Source organism: Kitasatospora purpeofusca (assembly GCF_036010405.1).
GTDB classification, from domain to species: domain Bacteria; phylum Actinomycetota; class Actinomycetes; order Streptomycetales; family Streptomycetaceae; genus Kitasatospora; species Kitasatospora purpeofusca.
In genome coordinates this window covers 648,264-666,054 of the sequence record NZ_CP108561.1, presented here as the reverse complement: position 1 = coordinate 666,054, position 17,791 = coordinate 648,264, and the positions used below count along the sequence as shown (strand labels likewise).

Below are 17,791 nucleotides of genomic sequence, written 5' to 3'. Positions count from 1 at the left end.
TCCTCCCGCGAGGAGTCGGTCCGGCGGGTGTCCGTGCGGGTGTGCGGAGGGCCCGGCGGGCGCGCGGTCGGCGTGCGCTCCGGGGCGCATGGCGCGCGCCGGGCCGGGGGGGCCCGCCAGGGCGCCCCGGTGTGCGCCCCGCCGCGCCGCTGTACGGGGCCGGGAGTGCATGCTGACATGGACGCGTCAAGCTCGTCGGTGGTCCCGCACGAGGGGGTGCGCGGCCAGGAGCCGACGGGCGAGAGGGAGGAATCGCCCATGTCCCTTCGCACCCTGTCCGCCGGCACCGCCGCCGCAGCGCTGCTCGGCACGGCCCTCGTCGGTTCGGTCGGTACCGCCGGCACCGCCTTCGCCACCGGGTGGGACACCCCGCCGCCGGACAAGATCGTCATCTCCGTCGCCACCGTGAACGGTTCCGGCTGCCCGGCCGGGACGGCCGCGGTCGCCGTGTCCCCGGACAACACCGCGTTCACCGTCACCTACAGCAACTACGTGGCCCAGGTCGGCCTCGGCTCCAAGCCGACGGACTTCCGCAAGAACTGTCAGCTCAACCTGAACGTGCACGTTCCGCAGGGCTTCACCTACGCCGTCGCCGCCGCCGACTACCGGGGCTTCGCCCACCTGGAGAAGGGGGCGACCGCCGTCCAGCGCGCCAACTACTACTTCCAGGGCTCGCCGCAGACCACCTACTCCAGCCACAGCTTCACCGGCGCGCTCGACGACAGCTGGCAGGCGACCGACACCGTCGCGGTCGAGGCCCTGGTCTGGGCGCCGTGCGGCGAACTGCGCAACTTCAACATCAACACCGAGCTGCGGGCGGCCGCCGGCAGCTCGGACCCGACCAAGACCACCAGCTTCATGACGATGGACTCCACCGACGGCAGCATCAACACCGTCTACCACTTCGCGTGGAAGCGCTGCCCCCAGGGCTGACCCGGGCAGTCGCCGCCGCCCCGGCCGGGCACTCCGGCCGGGGCGGCGGCCGTACTGCTGCCCGGGCCGGCGGGCGGTGCGGCTCAGGCCGGCCCGGGTGCGCCGTGGGGGGTGCCGGCGGTCGGGTCGGTACTCGAATCGGCGACCGGGTCGGTGACTTGGTCGGCGGCCGGTCCCGGGGGAGCGGCGGCAGTGCGCGCGGCGAGCGTGTGCAACCGGTGTTCGGAGGCACTGCCGGGCTCGGCGGTCCAGACCACGATGTGCTGGTCCGGCGCCGTGGCACTGGTCAGGGTGTCCCAGTCCAGGGCGAGGTCACCGACCAGAGGGTGCCGGAACCGCTTGTTCCCGGAGGCGTGGACGGCGACCTCCCGGGCCTGCCACCAGCGCTGGAAGTCGACGTGGTCGGCCATCCGCCCGAGCAGGCGGTGCAGTCGCGGGTCGTCCGGGCGACGGGCCGTGTGCATCCGCAGATGGGCCACGCAGGCACGGGCGCCGTCCGCCCAGTCGCGGTAACGGGACCGCAGCACGGGGTCGTTGAAGAGCAGCCACACGTAGTTGCGGTCCCGGACGGGGTGGCGGCCGAAGTCGGTGAGCAGGGCGGCGGCCGCCGGGTTCCAGGCGAGCACGTCCATGGTGCGGGTGAGGACGAGGGCCGGTCCGGTGGCGAGCTGGGCGAGCAGCCGGCGGTTGTGCTCGGTGACCTCCGCCGTGGCGCGCGCCGGGGGTTCGGCCGGCGGCCGTCCGGCCAGGCCGAGCAGGTAGGCCCGCTGGTCGGAGGAGAGGCGCAGGGCCCGGGCGAGGGCCTCCAGCACGGGGGTGGAGGCGGGCATCCGGCCCTGCTCGATGCGGGTGTAGTAGTCGGTGCTGATCGAGGCCAGCCGCGCGACCTCCGCGCGCCGCAGCCCCGCGACCCGCCTCGGCGCGCCGTCGGACGGCAGCCCGACCTGCTGGGGGGTCAGCTCGGCCCGGCGGGTGCGGAGGAACGCCCCGAGTTCCTTCGGGCGGCCGCCTGAGGTGCTCATGGCCCCCAGTGTGGCAGCGGTGGCCGTTGGTGGGGCGGGATCGGCAGCGAGAAGCGTGCCCGCGCACCGGTGCCTGCGGCAAGTCCGCTGGGAGGGAGAGTTTTCTCCCCCGGAGAAATCCGCGCGTGACGGAAGTGTCCCCTTTTCGGCGGCCGTGCGGCGTGCGAGCGTCATGGCGCGACCGGCGGCGGGTGTGGACGACGGCGGTGCGAACGGCGGAGTTCCTTCGGCACGCCCCTTCTGGAGAACATGATCATGGAGTTCGCGCAGCCCCCGGCCACCGGCAGGGCCCCGGCCGAGTGGTTCACCGGCGAGGTGTGGTGGGACGTCGTCCACCCCGGCGGGGCGCCGTCCCGGAAGCGCGCCAACCTGGTCCGCTTCGCGCCCGGGGCACGCACCCACTGGCACTCCCACGCGCTGGGCCAGAGCCTGCACGTGGTCTCCGGGACCGCCCTGATCGGCACCCGCGACGGCGTGCTCTTCGCGGCCCGGCCGGGCGAACTGGTGGTCTGCCCGCCGGGGGAGGAGCACTGGCACGGCGCGGCGCCGGACGGCTCCATGGAACACCTGGCGACGTGGGAGGGCACCGAGGACGGCAGTCCGGAGACGACCTGGCTGGAGCCGGTCACCGAGGAGCAGTACACCTTCGCCCTCGGCACGCCTGCCTGAGCTCCGCGCCGCCCGAACCGTGCGCGCCCGAGCTCCGCGAGTGGTGCCCCGCTCAGCCCGCGAGCTGGCCCGGCCGGCCCGGGACCCACAGCGGCACCGGGGCGGTGGGCGCCATGTGCCGGGCGGCGTGCTCGTCGAGAACGGCCAGCGCCCGGTCCCGGTCGCCGTCGCTGAGCTCCGCCAGCGTCGCGGCCGCCGAGCGGGCGCAGGCCAGGACGAGCGCGAGCATGTCCTGGCGCCGCCGGTGCTCGCGGACATAGGCCCGGGCGCGTTCGAGGATGCAGGCGCCGAGCGTCTCCCGTTCGGCCGCCGCGACCGGATCGGCACCGGCCATCGCCATCTTCACCCCGTACCAGACCAGGACGAGCGCGTCCGGCTCGGCCGGGTGCGACACCTCGGTGAGCCCCGCCCACTCCCGGGCGCCGGCCGACTCCCGCCCCAGCCGTTCCAGCGCCGCCGGACCGTCCCCGTCCTCGCGCCGGAGCACCAGCTCGGCCGCCCGCAGCACCACCGCGCGCAGCACCGTCTCGGCGGGCACCCGCAGCCCCGGCGCGGCCGGGTCGGCGAAGGCCAGCCAGGCGTCCGCGAACGAGGCGGCCCGCATCTGCCCCAGCCACGGCGGTGCGCCCTCCGCGAGCCCCAACCGCTCCTCAACGGCCAGTCGGACCAGCCCCACGGCCACCAGATCCGCAGCCCCCGCGTCGGGCCCGAGCCCGAACAGTCCGTTCCGCATGGAACACCCCCTGTCCAACGGTCATCACCTTGTGTGCGCACATCCCACCACATTGAGACGGAAACGAACTTGGTCGGGCCTGTGATGAGACGCACGCCACGCCGCCCACGGCCCGGTGGAGGATCCCCGCATCATGGCTCTGACCTGCGGCTTTCTGCTGACGGAGTCAAGGTCGCCCGGCCTCGGACCCCTCGAAAACATTGACGCGGACCTGCGGACCGGGCCTCGGCGGCCCTGGTGGCCCCGGCTGGCCCCGGGTCACCCTGGAGCCGGTCAGTTCGGCGCCGGTGCGTCGGGTCCGCCGTCGTAGTGGACGACGCAGCGCCCGAAGACCTCCTGGTACCGCGCCAACTGCTCGCGCAGTCGGGCCGCCGAGCGCGGGGCACGGCGCTCCAGGGCGGGCCAGCCGGTGAACCGGAGCTCGGCGGGGAGGACGACCAGACCGGTGACGGCGTCCCGGAAGGCGTCCCAGTTCCTGCCGTAGAACGAGGGGAGACCGAGCCCCCGCTGCAAGGCGGCGTGCAGGTCCCGGTCGTCGAGGACGGCGCCGACGTCGATCACCACCCGCCGGTCAGGGTCGGGGTCCGGGTCCTCGGGGGCACCCCAGAAGGTGGGGAGCCACCAGCACAGGACGGACCGGTCCTCGGGCCACGGGCGGGCGGAGCCGTCGTCCCGGCCCTCCTCGAAGACGTCCGTCGCGGGGTCGATCGGACGCCAGTCGGGTTCGAGGGGCTCGTCCGCCGACGGCGGACGGGCGTAGAACCGCCCGCGCTGGTCGCAGGCGCCGTACGCCCGGACGTTGCGCTGCGCCTCGACGAGCGGAACGCTGTTGGCGCCCCGGGCGAACGGCCATCGGAGCTGCACCGCGTCGTCCTCCCAGGAGCAGACCGGGCAGACGACGGAGGAGCCGGGCCAGCCCTCCCCGGCGTCGAGGACGAGGCGGCCGCAGCAGGGGCAAGGGCGACGGGTGTCCACCGGGACAGTCTGGTCCCGAGGGTCCCCGAGGGCGAGCAGGTTTCGCCGCGACGGCGCCGGGCCGCGCGGCGGGTCGGTGGTCCGGTCAGCCGCCGCCCATGCCGCCCTGGGCGGCGATCATGGTCAGGTTCAGCCCGGACACCGCCCGGGCCAGGCCCGGTGCGTCGGTGGCGAGGCGGTCGGTGAGGGCGGTGACGCGGTCGGCGTGGGCCTTCCGGTCGTGGCGGGAGAGGACCAGGCGCAGGTGTCCGTGGGCGGCCAGGGCCGCGAGCACCGCGTCCGCGAACGGTGCCTCGGCGGGCGGGGTGCTGCCGCGGACCAGCTCCGCCACCCGCACCTGGAGGTCGAGGGCCTCGCGCGGGTCGTCCATCGCGACCGGCCGCCTCGGCACGACCCGGCCGTGGGGGTCGCGGTCCGCGACGGTCAGCACGCCGAGCACCGCGAGCCGCTGCTCGACGGCCTCCAGGGTGTCCTCGCGGTCGCGCCGGATCCAGGACTTCCAACTGCGTGACGCGCCGCCCGCCTCCGCGAGCAGGGCATCGAGGACGCCGTCCCCGGTGGGTTCGGCGGAGACGACCCGGACGTGCCCCGCCCCGTCCTCGGCGACGGCGCCCCGGTGGGCGAGTTCGGCGAGGGCGGCGGCACGGACCAGGAAACCGGCGCGGGTGCGGTCCTGCAAGGACTGGGACCGGGTGTCGAAGGCCAGCAGGTAGCCGGAGAGATGCAGGGCTCGGCTCATGCCTTCGACCATACGGCCGGTGACCGCCATGGCCCGTCACCCCGCGGTCGGAGCCGTCGTCCACCGTCAGGACTACCCGGAGGCCGGCTGCGGATGGCCGATTCCGGCGCGGTGAATATCGGGCAACTGCGGGGGAATTACCGCATTCCCGGGGGCGGGCAGCCGAATCACCGGCGAATCACCGGCGAATCCCCGAGCGAATCAGGACAACTTTCGGTGGGGGATCGGAATCCGGGAGTCCCAAGGGAGTTCGCGCGTTGGAATGGCAGCTGCGGACCCTTTTCACCCGAGCCTACCCCGGTGGCCGAAGGCAGAGAAAGAGATGCCATGGATGATTTCGACGGCGAAACCTCCAAACGCAAACCCGTCTTCTGCGCTCTCGTCGATGCTCCCCTGGATCTGGACCGCGACGACCTCGGGCACCCTGCCCACCCCGGCCTGTGGGAGCGGCTGATCGGCGACCGCAGGCCGGTCGACCAGCGCGGACTCCACTGCCCGGAGTGCCGGGCCGCCCGGGGTGCCCGGGTCTGGATGTACGTCTTCGAGCGGCAGGGCCTGCGCATTGCCGCGCACCACAATCCGCACCGCCGCCCGTCCGGTGCGAGCGACGTGTCCGACGCCTACCGGGAGCGGTACGTCCGGGCGGCCGAGAGCGCCGGTCACACCGCCGAGGTGGGGGTGGTCGACGCGAACGGCAGGCGGCGCACCGATGTGCTCGTCACCGGAGCGGGCGGGCAACGGTACGGGTTCGAACCACAGGTGTCGTACCTTTCCGCCGCGACGGCCCGCAACCGTGCCGCCGCCGCCCGGGCCGACGGCATCACGGCGGTCTGGCACACGGTCGACCCGAGGTCGCCGCTGATCGACGCGGTCCCCTGGACGAGGACGGACGACCTGCCCGCGGCCGCCGTGCGCGCGGAGCGCGACCTGCTGGTCCGCGGCGGCGTCCGGGCCCTCACCCTGGAACTCTGCGACCGGATGCCGACGCCGTGCCCCACCCGCAGGCAGGGCAGCTGCGGGCGCCGCCACGCGCGGTGGGGCCCCCGGCCCCGGCAGTTCGACGACCTCGTCCGCGACATCGCCGCCGGGAACTGCGTCCCGCTCACGGTGAGGGCGGGCCGTGCCGTGCACCGCTTCTGGTCCTCGGCCGAGGACCGCGAGGCCTTTCTCGACAGCGGTGGCACACTCGCGCCCGCCGACGAGGCGGACGCCGGCACCGCCGGCCGCGCGCCGGCGCCGCACCGCTCCACCGCGTCCGCTCCGCGCCACCACCGCAGCCGGGGCAGCCGTTGCGTCGTCGACCGGGCGGACCGGGCGGACCGGGGGGAGTGGGTGGACCGGGCCGAGCGGCGGCAGCGGCGGTTCGCGGGTCTGCCCGCCCGCGACAGCGGAGAGGCGATCTGGTTCCCCGAGCCGACAGCGGCCCCCGCGCGGATCCCGCGCCCGGAGATCGGCCCGGTCCGGCGCGGGGTCTGTTCGGCGGGACACGGCCCTGCCTGCGGCCAGGGCGCCCGGCTCTACCCCGGGGGGTGGTTCTGCGAGGAGCATCGCCCGGGCGCGGCCCGCGCCTGAACCGCCCGGTCCGCTGAACCGCCCGGTCGGCGCCCGGGCCGCCCGGGTCCGGCGAGTCCGGCCGGTCGCCCGCCGGGGCCGACTGCCTTGCGGCGTGCGCTGACGGTCCGCGTAGAGTCGACCGAGGCACACCTCACCTGCGTCGGCCGCGCTCTTTCTTCACCGCGCCGGTCCGGGGCTCCGGTCGCCAGCCGTGTCGGCACGGGGTGTGCCGGTCGAGCGCATCGGGACAGGGCGGGAACAGGGAGCGAGATGGTGAGGGGCAGGCAGGAGGCGAGGCGTCCGCACGGGGAGCTGGTCGCGGACGTCCTGGCGGTGCTGTGGGCGTCGGCCGAGCCGATGACCGCCCAGGAGGTCAAGGGCGCGTTGCCGCAGGACCTCGCCCGGACGACGGTGGCGACGATCCTCGCCCGCCTGCACGAGAAGGGGACACTGGACCGGACGCGGCCGGGGCGTTCCTTCGCCTACGCGCCGGTGGCGGACGCCGCCGGGCTGGCGGCGGGCCGGATGCGTCGGGAGCTGGAGAAGGAACCGCAGCGGGATCTCGTCCTGAAGCGGTTCGTTTCCTCGTTGTCCGCGGACGACGAGGACGTGCTGCGAAGCCTCCTGCTCGCCGCGGAGGGCGAACAGCTCTCGGCGGCGGAGGATCCGGCGGGCGAACAGCTCTCCGCGGAGGAACCGGTGCGGGCGGACGAGGGATGACACCGGTCCTGGTGGTCGTCGCGCTGGCCGTCCTCCTGCCCTGGGGTGCGGTACCTGCGGCGTCGCGGCTCGCGCGGCTGCTCGCGCCGCGCGAAGCCTCCGTGGCGCTCGCGGGCGCTGCGGTCCTGCTGGCGGGCGGCACCGTCGCGGTGCTGGTCGCCCTCCTCCATGTGCCGTTCCTGGCGGGCCTCGAACAGCTGCCGCTCACCGGGGTGACCACGCACTGGCCGGCGGTGCTGCCGGTCGCGGGTGTCGCCGGGGCCCTGCTCGTCGTGCAGGCCGTCCGGCTGGTCCGGGCCGTGCGCCGCCACCGCGCCGTGCTGTCGCGGGCGTGGCAGCTGACCGGCGGGGCGACGGCGGAGGGCGATGTGCTCATCGTGCCGGGGGCCGAGGCGGAGGCCTTCGCCCTGCCGCGCCACCGGGGGCGGGCGGGCCGGGTGGTCGTGACGGAGGGCATGCTCGAATCCCTGGGGGCGTCGGAGTGCGCCGTCCTGCTCGCGCACGAGCGGGCCCACCTGCGCGGGCGCCACCACCTGTTCTCGGCCGCCGCCGACCTCGCCGCCGCCGTCCATCCGGCCCTCGCCCGGCTGCGGACCGGCCTGGAGTTCCATCTGGAGCGGTGGGCCGACGAAGCGGCCGCCCGCTCGGTGTCCGACCGGAGGCTCGCCGCGACCGCGATCGCGCGTGCGGCCCTGGCCGGCGCGGCCGGGCCCGGCGGACACGGCGCCCGGCCGCTGTCCGTGAGCACGGGACCGGTGCCCCTGCGGGTCCAGGCCCTGCTGGCACCGGCGCCCGCCGGACCGGAGGGACGGGGCTCCCGGCTCGCCGTCGCCGGACTCGTCGCCGCGGTGGTGGCCTCGACCGTGCTGGCGCTCGGCCTGGCGTACGGCCTGCACGAGTACGTCGAGTACGCGGCGGAGGCACTCACCGGTCGGTGACGCGGGTCGGGTGGCGATGCAGACCCGGGGGCGACGCAGCTCGGGCAGTGTCGTAGGTCGGACGGTGCCGCAGCTCGGGCGGCGAGGCGTGTGACGACATCGATGTAGACCAATAGTCGGAAGCGCGGATATGGTGAGCCTCGGCTTACCGCCCCGCCCGCGGGGCGTCGCACGCTCTCGACGACAGGGACACGGTTTGTACGACGGACGGAAGGGATCCTCGAGTCCGTTCGAGCAGACCGTCTACCTCCTCTCCGAGGCCGGCCGTGCCGTCGACCGCCTGCTCGCGGAACGGCTGGAGCACCGCGGACTGACCCCGGCCCACCAGGCGCTGCTGTCGACCCTGGCCACCCTGGGACCGCACGGTCGACGGGATCTCGTGGAACGGCTCGCGCTGCCCGGGACGGACGCCGACCGGGTGCTCGACGACCTGCTCTCCCGGCACCTGCTGCAGTCGACGGTGGTCCACATCGGGGGGCGCCAGGAACTGCTGGCGATCACCGACCCGGGCCGCACCGCGCTGGACCTGCTCCACTCCGACGCCTCCGCCGCGCAGGACGGCCTGCTGGCCGCACTGACGCGGGGCCAGCGCGTCGAGCTCAACTCGCTGCTCCGGCGAGTCTGCGCGGCCGCCGCCCGAGGGGCCGGCGGACTGGGCGAGACCCCGGCCGACGAAAGCCGAACGCTGATCGCCGGCCCCCGTTCCGCCTGAACGTTCCGGATGTCCGAATGCCCTGGTCAAGGCCATGGCGGCCGGTTCGCGTCCGACCGGTTCCAGGGGTCTTCGCGGGGCATTGCAGCTTGATTCCAGTAGAACAATCAGTCCGTAAAAAGTGAGGGAAGGCTAACCTTTCTAAGGTTAGCCTTCCCTCATGAATAGCCTGATGCTGGCCGCGGACACGGCCGGATACACCATGCCCCAGACCTGGCGGATCCTCACCAAGGCCGGTTACTTCCTCGGCCTCAGCGGTGCCATCGGCGCCACCGTCGGTTACGCCGCCGCGGTGCGCCCCGCGCTCAGGAACGCCGAGCGCAACGGAGCCGGACCCGACGCCTCGGTACTGAGATCGAGATCGGCGGCCTACGTCGCCCGGGCGGGCGTGGTGCTGCTGATCGCCGGCTACTTCCAGCTCGCCGCCCGCGTCGCCCGCTCCGGCAAGGGGATGCCCTTCGGCGACGCCCTGGCCCCCGACCGGATCTGGCACTTCCTCCGCCTCCCCGCCGCGAAGGGCGCCTGGATCGCCCAGGGCACCGTCTACCTCGTGCAGAACATCGTCCTCGTCGCCACCGCGGCCGTGATGATCGCCCTGTTCGTCCCGGCCGTCCGCCGGCACACCGACCGCGTCGTCCTCGCCGCGCTGCCCGCGGCGCTGGCCGTGACCCTGGTCGGCGCCGTCCCCGCGACTGCCCCGACCACCTTCGACCGCTGGCTCGACCTCGTCCTCGACCAGGTCCACATCGTGTCCGGCACGGTCTGGCTCGGCGGACTGGCGCTGCTGGTCGCCCTGGCCGGCACCCGCGGCCGCCTCGGCGACGGCGCCGGGCTGCTCTGGGCCCAGCTGTGGCAGCGCTTCGGCCTCGTCGCGATGGTCTGCGTCGGCGCGATCACCGTCTCCGGCCTGTGGCTGAGCTGGAAGCACGTCGGCAGTGTCCCGCAGCTGTGGACCACCGGGTACGGCATCGCGCTGCTGGTCAAGGTCCTGCTCGTGGCCGGGCTGGTGACCGCCGGTGCCTTCAACCAGTTCTGGCTGATGCCCCGGATCACCCGGGCCCGCCTCGCCGACAACACCGCGACGCTGCGCGACCTGACCCTCGGCCACTTTCCCAAGGTCGTGTGGGGCGAGGTCGCGCTGGGTGTCGCCGTCCTGCTGGTCCTGCCCTTCCTCGCCGGCTCGGCCCGCACCGAGGCCGGCAGCCCCAAGGCGGTCTTCTCCGGCAGCATCCTCGCCGCAGGTGCCGCGCTGGTGGTCGCCCTCGCGGTCTCCCTCTACGCGACGGCCAAGGTCTCCGACCTCCTCGCCCGCCGTCCGCTCCCCGCCCCGGCGGTCTGACGGCCCGACCGCGTTCGGCGGTCCGCCGCCGCCCCGCTGCCGGCGGGGTTGCTCGGCGGAGCCGTTCGGCAGGACCGGTGACCCCCGGCCCGGCCACCTCACGGAGGTGGTGGGGCCGGGGGTTTCGTGTTCCCGGGGAGCGTCGGTGCAGGGTCACGCGGAAAGGGTCGGGGAGTTGCCCGGCCAGGCCGCCCGGGTCGCCGGGGAGGGCCTTCGTCCGGGCCGGCGGAAGCCGCCTGCCTCGGCGAACCTGTGGTTCGTCCGGGCCCGTTCCCCGCCTCGCCCGCCCGTCCGCCGGGTGGCCCTCGACCGGCCCGGGCATGCGAACGCCCCGTCCGGGGGTCCGGGCGGGGCGTGGTGTGGTGCGGCGGGTGCGCCGGGTGGCGCGGGCCGGTGGTTTCAGGCGGTGGTGTCAGGCGGTGGGGCGTGCCTCGGTGGTGCCGGTGGTGCCGGTGGGCTTGGGGGTGGTGGGTTCGGCGGGGCCGCCGAGGAGGCCGAAGAAGAAGGCGAGGGTGGGGGCGAGGTAGGCGAGCCAGACGACGAGCTGGAGGACGCTGGGGTCGGGCTGGAAGTTGAAGACGCCCTTGAGGAGGGTGCCGTACCAGCTGTCCTTGGGGATCGTGGTGGAGATGTCGAAGGCGAGGTTGTGCAGGCCGGGCAGCCAGCCGGCCTCCTGGAGGTCGTGGACGCCGTAGGCGAGGACGCCGGCGGCGACGACGACGAGCATGGCGCCGGTCCAGGTGAAGAACTTCGCGAGGTTGATCCTCAGTGCGCCGCGGTAGAACAGCCAGCCGAGGAAGGCGGCGGTGAGCAGGCCCAGGGCGGCGCCGACGATCGGGTTGTAGCCGTCCTCGGTGGCCTGGACGGCGGTCCAGATGAACAGCGCGGTCTCCAGGCCCTCGCGGCCGACCGCGAGGAAGGCGGTGGCGACCAGCGCGCCGGTGCCCATCGCCAGGGCCGCGTCGAGTTTGCCCTGGAGCTCGCTCTTCAGGTGGCGGGCGGTGCGGCGCATCCAGAAGACCATCCAGGTGACCAGGCCGACCGAGACGATCGACAGCGAGCCGCCGAGGGCCTCCTGCGCCTCGAAGGACAGCTGGGAGGAGCCGAACTGCAGGACCGCGCCGAAGGCCATCGACAGCAGCACGGCCGCGCCGACGCCGGTCCACACCGGCGGGAGCTTGTCCCGGCGGCCGGTCTTGACCAGGTAGGCGATGAGGATGCAGACGACCAGGCTGGCTTCGAGTCCTTCGCGCAGGCCGATCAGATAGTTGGCGAACACGCCGGCTCCATCGAGGTTGTGGTGGGACGGTCTGCGGTGGTTACTTGACGACCACGGCGGCGGCGAGCTTGGAGAGGGGCTCGCCGAGGGAGTTGACGGCGTCGGAGAAGGTCTTGCGCTCGGTGTCGGTGACCTTGTCGTAGGAGGTGTAGCTGCCGTCGGTCTGCTTGTACTTGGCGAGCAGGGCCTGGATGGCGGCGAACTCGCTGTCGAGGGTCTTGGCGAGTTCGGCGTCCTTCTCGGCGGCGACGGGCTTGAGCAGCTCGTAGGCCTTCTTGGCGCCCTCGACGTTGGCGGCGAAGTCGGAGAGGTCGGTGTGGCTGTAGCGGTCCTCCTCGCCGGTGACCTTGCCGGTGGCGACCTCGTCGAGGAGTTCCTTGGCGCCGTTGGCCATGCTGGTGGCGGTGATCTCGGCCTCGGGGATCTTCTTCTGCCAGTCCTTGAGGTCGGCGACCAGCCGGTCGGCGAGCTTCTTCTCGGCGTCGCCGATGACGGCGTCCGCCCACAGGGACTTCTCCAGCTTGTGCCAGCCGGTCCACTCCTGGCCGGGCTCCAGGCCGTCCTCGCGGGTGTCGGTCTTGGGGTCGACGTCGCCGAAGCTCTCGGCGACGGGCTCGGTGCGCTCCCAGCCGGTGCGCGAGGGCGCGAAGAGGGACTTGGCCTTCTCCAGGTCGCCGGCGTTGATCGCGGCGGCGAAGGCCTCGACGGCGGGGACGGTGGCGTCGGCCTGGCCCTGGGCGTAGGCGCGGTAGGAGTCGACGGCGGCGGTCAGGCGGGGGTCGGCGGGGGCGGCGGAGGTGTCGCCGGTGACGGTGATCCTCTGGCGGATGCCGTCGCCGACCATGCCGGGCTTGCAGGCGACCTCGTAGGTGCCGGCCTTGATCTCGGCGGTGACGGTGGCCTTGGTGCCGGGGCCGATGTTCTCGCGCTCGGTGACGATCCTGTCGCCGGCGGCGTAGACGTAGACCTCGGTGACCTTGGATCCCTTGTTGGCGATGTCGATGCTGACGTGGCCGGCCGGGAAGGTGGTCCTGGAGACCTCGCAGGCGGTGTCGGTGGCGTTGACCTTGACGGCGTCGGCAGCGGCCTTGTCGTCCTTCTTCTGCGAGCAGCCGGCCAGTGCGGCGGTCGCCACGGCGAGGGTGAGCAGCGTGGCTGCGGTGGAACGACGGGCGGACATGCGGGCTCCAGCGGTCAGGGTCGGGGCGTGCTCGGTGACGTCGCGGTCGACGTGCGGACGGCGGCCGGGAAGATTAGGTGAACCTTACTAAGGGCGCCCTAATTCGTCTACTTATATGTAGACCTCCGAGGGGTGGCGGTCGCTCGCCGGGTCAATCGGCCCGATGGGGCGAGGTGGTGGGTGCGGATATCGATCGACGGCTGGAGGCTTCGGTCGGTCTGCATATGCAGTCAATCGACATATGCAGAGAGATGGCCTATGTTGATCGCAGGACGGACCGTCGGCTCCGGAGAACGGACGAGCCGTGGGGGTGGGCGTCCGCCGTCCATGCATGGCCTGGCATGCCGTCAGGCCGGCCGCTTCCCGTGGGAGGACCGCAGTGCATCACCGTTCCCGTACACCCGGACCCAAGCTGCTCGGCGTCGCGATCGCCGCCGTGCTCGGCCTCGGGGTGGCCGTGCCGCCCGCGTTCGCCGCACCGTCCGCAGGGCCCTCCGCCGGGCCGTCGGCCGACGCCGATCCGGTGCCCGGACTGGTCGCCGGTTCCGACACCGCAGCTCCGCAACTGGTCACCGGCCTCGCCGAGGCGGCCCCCGGCGACAACCCGGCCGAGGCGGCCCGCGCCCATCTGGCCGCCCATCAGGACCGCTACCGGGTCGACCCCGAGCAGCTAGCCGAGGCCGGAGTGGAGGGCGCCACCGACGGCCGGCGCACCGTCAGGTTCGAGCAGCGGCACGGCGGTATACCCGTCTTCGGGGCCCGGTACCTGGTCCACCTGGTCGGCGAAGGCGCCGGGCAGCGGGTCGAGTCGGCCGGCGGCAAGTACTTCACCGGGCTCACCGCCCCGACCGTGCAGAGCGTGCCGGACGAGGCGCTGCGACGGCTCGCGATCGACGCGGTCCAGGACCCGGCGGCCCGCGTGGGCGCGGCGGCCGAGGACCGCGGCCTGGTGGTGCTGCCCGGCGGCGCCGGCCGGCTCGCCCGCCACTTCACCGTGCGCGGGAGCGACCCGTCGGTCTGGGCGACGAAGGCGCAGGAGGTGTTCGTGGACGCCGCGGCCGGGGAGGTCGCGCTCTCCTACGAGGTGCGAGCCCCCTACCTGCTCGACGCCCCGGCTGCTGCTGCCGCCGCCCCGGCCCCGGCCCTCGAACCTGCCGCCGCCCCGGCCCCGGCCCTCGAACCTGCCACCGGTACCGCGCCCGACGCCCTCGGCCGCCCCGCCCGGGTGAACATCGGCCGACTCCCGGACGGCACCTACCAGCTCGTCGACCTCACCCGCCCCGCCACCGTCACCACCTACGACGCGGCGGGCCGGGACGAGCTGGACTTCCGCACCCTGCCCGCCGACGCCCGCCCGGCCGCCTCGGCGACCACGGACTTCCCGGCGGCCACCGGTACCAGCGGCGCCACCGACGCCCACCTCAACTCCGCCGCCGTGTACGACTTCTACCGCGACCGCCTGGGCCGCAACGGGATCGACGGCAAGGGAGGACCGATCGTCTCCGTCGTCAATGTCACCAGCTTCGGCGAGCCCCTGGACAACGCCTACTGGGACGGCCAGAAGATGATCTACGGGGGCGGCACCGGCAACAACCGCCCGTTCTCCGCCGCGCGCGACGTGGCCGGCCACGAGATGACCCACGGCGTCGTCGAGCACACCGCGGACTTCGTCGACTTCGGCCAGTCCGGCGCCCTCGACGAGGCCGTCGCCGACTACTTCGGCAACGCCATCGAGGTGACCAGCCGAGGCATCCCGATGACCGACCCCAGGGCCGCGCTGCTCGGCGAGGACCTCTGCCGCACCGGCACCCCCGAGGCCTGCGCCGGCCGCAGGCTGGACGACCGCCGCACCACCGTCGCCGACTACCTCGGGGTGCCCGCCGGGGTCGACAGCGGCGGCGTGCACCTCAACTCCACCATCGTCTCGGGCGCGTTGTGGGACATCCGGCGCACCCTCGACCCGCTCCTCGCCGACCGCCTGGTCTACCGCGCGCTCGCCGAGTACCTCACCCCGCTGGACGACTTCGTCGACGCCCGCAACGCGGTGCTCGCCGCAGGCCGCGCGCTCGGTCTCGACCGTGCCCAACTCCGCACCGTGGCCGGGGCCTTCGACGCCCACGGGATCAAGGACGGCTGGCAGCGCCGGATCGGCGTGGACAGCCGGCCGCTGCTGCGCGAACTCTCCACCGAGAGCGTGGCACCGGATGTCGCCGCCGGCCGCTGGGTGGTGGCCACCGCGGGCAAGGGGGCCAAGGGCAGCATGGCCGTGTACACGGGCGCCGTCGTCGGCTCCGCCGAGCCCGCCCGGCTCAGCCCGGAGGACGGTCGCTCGCACGGCTGGCCCGCCACCGACGGCACGACCGCCGCGTGGGTGGCGATGGGGCCGGGGGCCGACGGGGCCTGGGGCATGGAGGTGCTGGCCCGGCCGCTCAACGGTGGCCCGGTGCGCAGCGTCCACCGCGGCCCGAACCAGTACCTCGGCGACGTCCGGGTCTCCGGCGGAGATGTCGCCTTCCTGATGTCGGACCACACGACCGGCCGCAGTGGGCCCGTACTCTCCCGAGACGGGGCCCCGGAGACGCTGATCGCGCTGCCCGAGGGCCACCAGGCCGCCGGTCTCGCGCTCCATGACGGCCTGCTCGCCTGGACCGAGAGCTGGCAGGTCGGTGAGCGGACGGTGAGCGCGCCGACCGTCTACTCGCTCGCCGCCGGCAAGGTCGTCGCCCAGTACGTGGTCGACGACGCGAACGCCACCGCCGGGACCTCGGTAGCCAGCCTCCGGATGGCCGGCGGCCGCCTGCTGTGGGTCGAGACGCCCTTCGACCGGACGAAGGGAAGCACGATCCGCTCCGGGGCGCTGGACGGCTCCGGCGTGACCGACCTCCTGCCTGCGGGCCCCCGACCCGGCACCGGCACCGGCACCGGCACCGGCACCGGCACTGGCGCCGAGCCGCGCCGGATTGCCGGCCTCACCGCCTCGGACCGGGCGGTCACCTTCGCCGAGGCCGCTCGCCAGGTGACGGGTGGCGTCAAGAACACCGACCTGCCCAAGCTCTGGCAGCTCCCGCTCACCGGCGGCACCCCCGAGCGGATGTCCTGCAACCGGGGCGGCCAGTACGCCCCGGTGGCCGACCGGGGCACCCGGGTGGTCTGGCTGGACGCCACGGCGGGCCGCACCGATCTGGTCGTGCGCGAGCGCGCGGCCGGCACCTGCTGACCGGAGGCGGCTGCCCCGGAGTCCGCACCAGGGCTCTCGACCCCGAAGCCCGGACCCCGTCCGCCCCGGTCTCCCGCCCGGTCGCCGCATCCCTGCGGCGGCCGGGCGGATCCTTGCCGTCACCGGGTCTCCGGACCCCGCCGTGGCAGCGCCGGTCCCGGACCGCCGCGGCGCGGCTCCCGGGCTGTCGCGCGCCGGGCACGGCGCCCCGGCCGCTGAGGTCCTGCCACCGCGCCCCCGCCCCGTCACCACGTCCCCGTCCTGCCGCCGTGCCCAGGCCTGCTGCCGTGCCACCGTGCCAGGTGCCGCTGCACCGATGGCGATCCGCCCTCGAACCGGCCTTGACCCCCTCTCAGCCGAGCCGACATCATGAGCCGTCATGTTCTGACTCCGCCGTCGGGGGAAGTCCGGTCGAATTCCGGCGCTGACCCGCAACGGTAGGCCGCCGACGGCAAGTCGGTGGCGAGCCCGAGTACCCGTCGGCGGAGGTGTGTGTCCCCTCCTCCCGTCGTGGTCTGCGGCCAGGGGCTCCCGGAGCCGTCGGGCAGCTCGCCCCGCACGGCCGCCGGTGGCCGCCCGTGCGCCCAGGCCCGGAAAGGCCTCGCATGTCCGCCTCCGCGCTCCGCCGCCGCCCGCTCCGCCTGCTCGCGATATCCGCGCTGGCCCTGACCGCCACCCTCCCGGCGGCCACCGCCGCCCGGGCGGCAGCCCCGGTCCCGGCCGTCACCGCCCCGGCTTCCTCGACCTCCGGCGACACCGCCTCCACCTACCGTCCGGACGCCGCGGCAGCCGGTTGGCTGGCCCGCCAGCTCGTCAACGGCGACCACTTCGAGTCGGTCTTCGACGGCACCGCCTACCCCGACCAGGGCCTCACCATCGACGCCGTGCTCGCCTTCGCCGCCGCCGGCAGCGCCGACCAGGCCGCCGCCCGCGCCACCGCCTGGCTCGCCCGGCCCGACATCCTGAGCGGCTACCTCGGCGACGGCACCACCGAGGCCTACGCCGGTGCCACCGCCAAGCTCCTGCTGGCCGCCGAGGTGCGCGGCACCGCCCCGTCGGCCTTCGGCGGCGTCGACCTGCCCGCCCGACTGCGCTCCCTGCTGACGCCGAGCGGCCGCTTCTCCGACCGCTCGCAGTGGGGCGACTACAGCAACGCCTTCGGCCAGTCCCTGGCCCTGATCGCCCTCCAGCGCACCCCCGGTGGCGCCCCGGCCTCCGCCGTCGACTTCCTGGCCGCCGCCCAGTGTGCCGACGGCGGCTTCCCGATCGCCTTCGGCCAGCCCACCTGCACCGCCGACACCGATGCCACCGCCCTCGCGGCCCAGGCCCTCGCCGCGACCGGCCGCAGTGCCAAGGCCAAGGCGGGCCTGGACTGGCTGACGGCCCACCAGAACACCGACGGCGGTTTCGCCGCGGCCGGTGCCACCACCTCCAACGCCAACAGCACCGGCCTGGCCACCTCCGCCCTGCTCCCCGGCGGCCGGTTCATCAGCGGCCTCAAGGGCTGGAGCAGCCTGGTGAAGCTCCAGCAGGGCTGCTCGGCCGACCCCGCCGTGCGCGGCGCCGTCGCCTATGACGCGAGTGGCTTCAACCCCGCGAACGCCACCCGGGCCACCGCTCAGGCCGTCCTCGGCCTCTCCGGTCAGGGCCTCGCCGGCCTCAGCGCCCACGGCGCCCGCCCGTCCGCCCCCACCCTGGCCTGCCCGGCCCCGGCCGCGCGCCCCTGACGGCCGCCCGTCCGTGACCCCGCACCGCCGCCCGCCGTACCCGAGGAGCACGCC

15 protein-coding genes and 1 riboswitch are annotated in these 17,791 nt (G+C 74.5%); of the genes, 9 read left to right on the top strand and 6 right to left on the bottom strand.

Translation table 11 applies throughout. The annotated features are described in order from the left end of the window. Positions 1-258: 258 nt before the first annotated feature. On the top strand, positions 259-933 hold the full coding sequence (locus OG715_RS03045; RefSeq protein ID WP_327063925.1) for a DUF4360 domain-containing protein: 675 nt from the start codon (positions 259-261) through the stop codon (positions 931-933). A gap of 83 nt (positions 934-1,016) precedes the next feature. Here OG715_RS03045 and OG715_RS03040 read toward each other — a convergent pair whose 3' ends face one another. Then, complete coding sequence (locus OG715_RS03040; RefSeq protein ID WP_327063924.1) at positions 1,017-1,955, bottom strand: helix-turn-helix domain-containing protein; 939 nt, start codon at positions 1,953-1,955, stop codon at positions 1,017-1,019. Positions 1,956-2,210: 255 nt separating this feature from the next. Here OG715_RS03040 and OG715_RS03035 point away from each other — a divergent pair, with 255 nt between their 5' ends. Then, positions 2,211-2,624 carry a (R)-mandelonitrile lyase gene (locus tag OG715_RS03035; protein WP_327063923.1) on the top strand — a complete coding sequence of 138 codons (414 nt, stop codon included), beginning with the start codon at positions 2,211-2,213 and terminating at the stop codon, positions 2,622-2,624. Between the two features lie 52 nt (positions 2,625-2,676). Here the strand turns inward: OG715_RS03035 and OG715_RS03030 are convergent, their stop codons facing one another. From OG715_RS03030 to OG715_RS03020, 3 genes are all read right to left on the bottom strand, one after another. Continuing rightward, positions 2,677-3,357 carry a hypothetical protein gene (locus tag OG715_RS03030; RefSeq protein WP_327063922.1) on the bottom strand — a complete coding sequence of 227 codons (681 nt, stop codon included), beginning with the start codon at positions 3,355-3,357 and terminating at the stop codon, positions 2,677-2,679. A gap of 273 nt (positions 3,358-3,630) precedes the next feature. Beyond that, positions 3,631-4,332, bottom strand: a complete 702-nt coding sequence (locus OG715_RS03025; protein WP_327063921.1) for a CPCC family cysteine-rich protein — start codon at positions 4,330-4,332, stop codon at positions 3,631-3,633. Between the two features lie 85 nt (positions 4,333-4,417). After that, positions 4,418-5,071, bottom strand: coding sequence for a GOLPH3/VPS74 family protein (locus OG715_RS03020; protein ID WP_327063920.1), 654 nt, complete (start codon positions 5,069-5,071; stop codon positions 4,418-4,420). A gap of 327 nt (positions 5,072-5,398) precedes the next feature. Between OG715_RS03020 and OG715_RS03015 the strand changes: the two genes are divergently transcribed. The 5 genes from OG715_RS03015 to OG715_RS02995 all read left to right on the top strand — a co-directional run bounded on the left by OG715_RS03015 (position 5,399) and on the right by OG715_RS02995 (position 10,334). Further along, entirely contained in the window at positions 5,399-6,643 is a 1,245-nt protein-coding gene (locus OG715_RS03015; RefSeq protein ID WP_327063919.1) for a hypothetical protein, read from the top strand. 255 nt (positions 6,644-6,898) lie between these two features. Beyond that, positions 6,899-7,345 (top strand): BlaI/MecI/CopY family transcriptional regulator, encoded by a 447-nt coding sequence (locus OG715_RS03010; RefSeq protein WP_327063918.1) that lies wholly within the window; start codon positions 6,899-6,901, stop codon positions 7,343-7,345. Further along, positions 7,342-8,283, top strand: coding sequence for a M48 family metalloprotease (locus tag OG715_RS03005; protein WP_327063917.1), 942 nt, complete (start codon positions 7,342-7,344; stop codon positions 8,281-8,283). The genes OG715_RS03010 and OG715_RS03005 overlap by 4 nt, the downstream gene beginning before the upstream one ends. Positions 8,284-8,479: 196 nt before the next feature. Then, positions 8,480-8,995 (top strand): MarR family winged helix-turn-helix transcriptional regulator, encoded by a 516-nt coding sequence (locus OG715_RS03000; RefSeq protein WP_327063916.1) that lies wholly within the window; start codon positions 8,480-8,482, stop codon positions 8,993-8,995. Between the two features lie 160 nt (positions 8,996-9,155). Then, positions 9,156-10,334, top strand: coding sequence for a copper resistance D family protein (locus tag OG715_RS02995; RefSeq protein WP_327063915.1), 1,179 nt, complete (start codon positions 9,156-9,158; stop codon positions 10,332-10,334). A gap of 412 nt (positions 10,335-10,746) precedes the next feature. On the opposite strand, the gene efeU is transcribed toward OG715_RS02995, so the two are convergent. Next, entirely contained in the window at positions 10,747-11,613 is an 867-nt protein-coding gene (gene efeU, locus OG715_RS02990) for an iron uptake transporter permease EfeU (RefSeq protein WP_266277057.1), read from the bottom strand. Between the two features lie 40 nt (positions 11,614-11,653). Continuing rightward, on the bottom strand, positions 11,654-12,793 hold the full coding sequence (gene efeO / locus OG715_RS02985; RefSeq protein ID WP_327063914.1) for an iron uptake system protein EfeO: 1,140 nt from the start codon (positions 12,791-12,793) through the stop codon (positions 11,654-11,656). Between the two features lie 379 nt (positions 12,794-13,172). Here efeO and OG715_RS02980 point away from each other — a divergent pair, with 379 nt between their 5' ends. After that, positions 13,173-16,010, top strand: a complete 2,838-nt coding sequence (locus OG715_RS02980; protein WP_327063913.1) for a M4 family metallopeptidase — start codon at positions 13,173-13,175, stop codon at positions 16,008-16,010. A gap of 377 nt (positions 16,011-16,387) precedes the next feature. Beyond that, positions 16,388-16,508, top strand: a riboswitch (cobalamin riboswitch). Between the two features lie 107 nt (positions 16,509-16,615). Then, entirely contained in the window at positions 16,616-17,737 is a 1,122-nt protein-coding gene (locus OG715_RS02975) for a prenyltransferase/squalene oxidase repeat-containing protein (protein WP_327063912.1), read from the top strand. Positions 17,738-17,791 lie beyond the last annotated feature (54 nt).

Bases quoted from the DNA above. Each gene is read 5' to 3' on its own strand.
- OG715_RS03045 (WP_327063925.1), top strand. From the start codon at position 259: ATGTCCCTTCGCACCCTGTCCGCCGGCACCGCCGCCGCAGCGCTGCTC.
- OG715_RS03040 (WP_327063924.1), bottom strand. From the start codon at position 1,955: ATGAGCACCTCAGGCGGCCGCCCGAAGGAACTCGGGGCGTTCCTCCGC.
- OG715_RS03035 (WP_327063923.1), top strand. From the start codon at position 2,211: ATGGAGTTCGCGCAGCCCCCGGCCACCGGCAGGGCCCCGGCCGAGTGG.
- OG715_RS03030 (WP_327063922.1), bottom strand. From the start codon at position 3,357: ATGCGGAACGGACTGTTCGGGCTCGGGCCCGACGCGGGGGCTGCGGAT.
- OG715_RS03020 (WP_327063920.1), bottom strand. From the start codon at position 5,071: ATGAGCCGAGCCCTGCATCTCTCCGGCTACCTGCTGGCCTTCGACACC.
- OG715_RS03015 (WP_327063919.1), top strand. From the start codon at position 5,399: ATGGATGATTTCGACGGCGAAACCTCCAAACGCAAACCCGTCTTCTGC.
- OG715_RS03005 (WP_327063917.1), top strand. From the start codon at position 7,342: ATGACACCGGTCCTGGTGGTCGTCGCGCTGGCCGTCCTCCTGCCCTGG.
- OG715_RS02995 (WP_327063915.1), top strand. From the start codon at position 9,156: ATGAATAGCCTGATGCTGGCCGCGGACACGGCCGGATACACCATGCCC.
- efeO (WP_327063914.1), bottom strand. From the start codon at position 12,793: ATGTCCGCCCGTCGTTCCACCGCAGCCACGCTGCTCACCCTCGCCGTG.
- OG715_RS02975 (WP_327063912.1), top strand. From the start codon at position 16,616: ATGTCCGCCTCCGCGCTCCGCCGCCGCCCGCTCCGCCTGCTCGCGATA.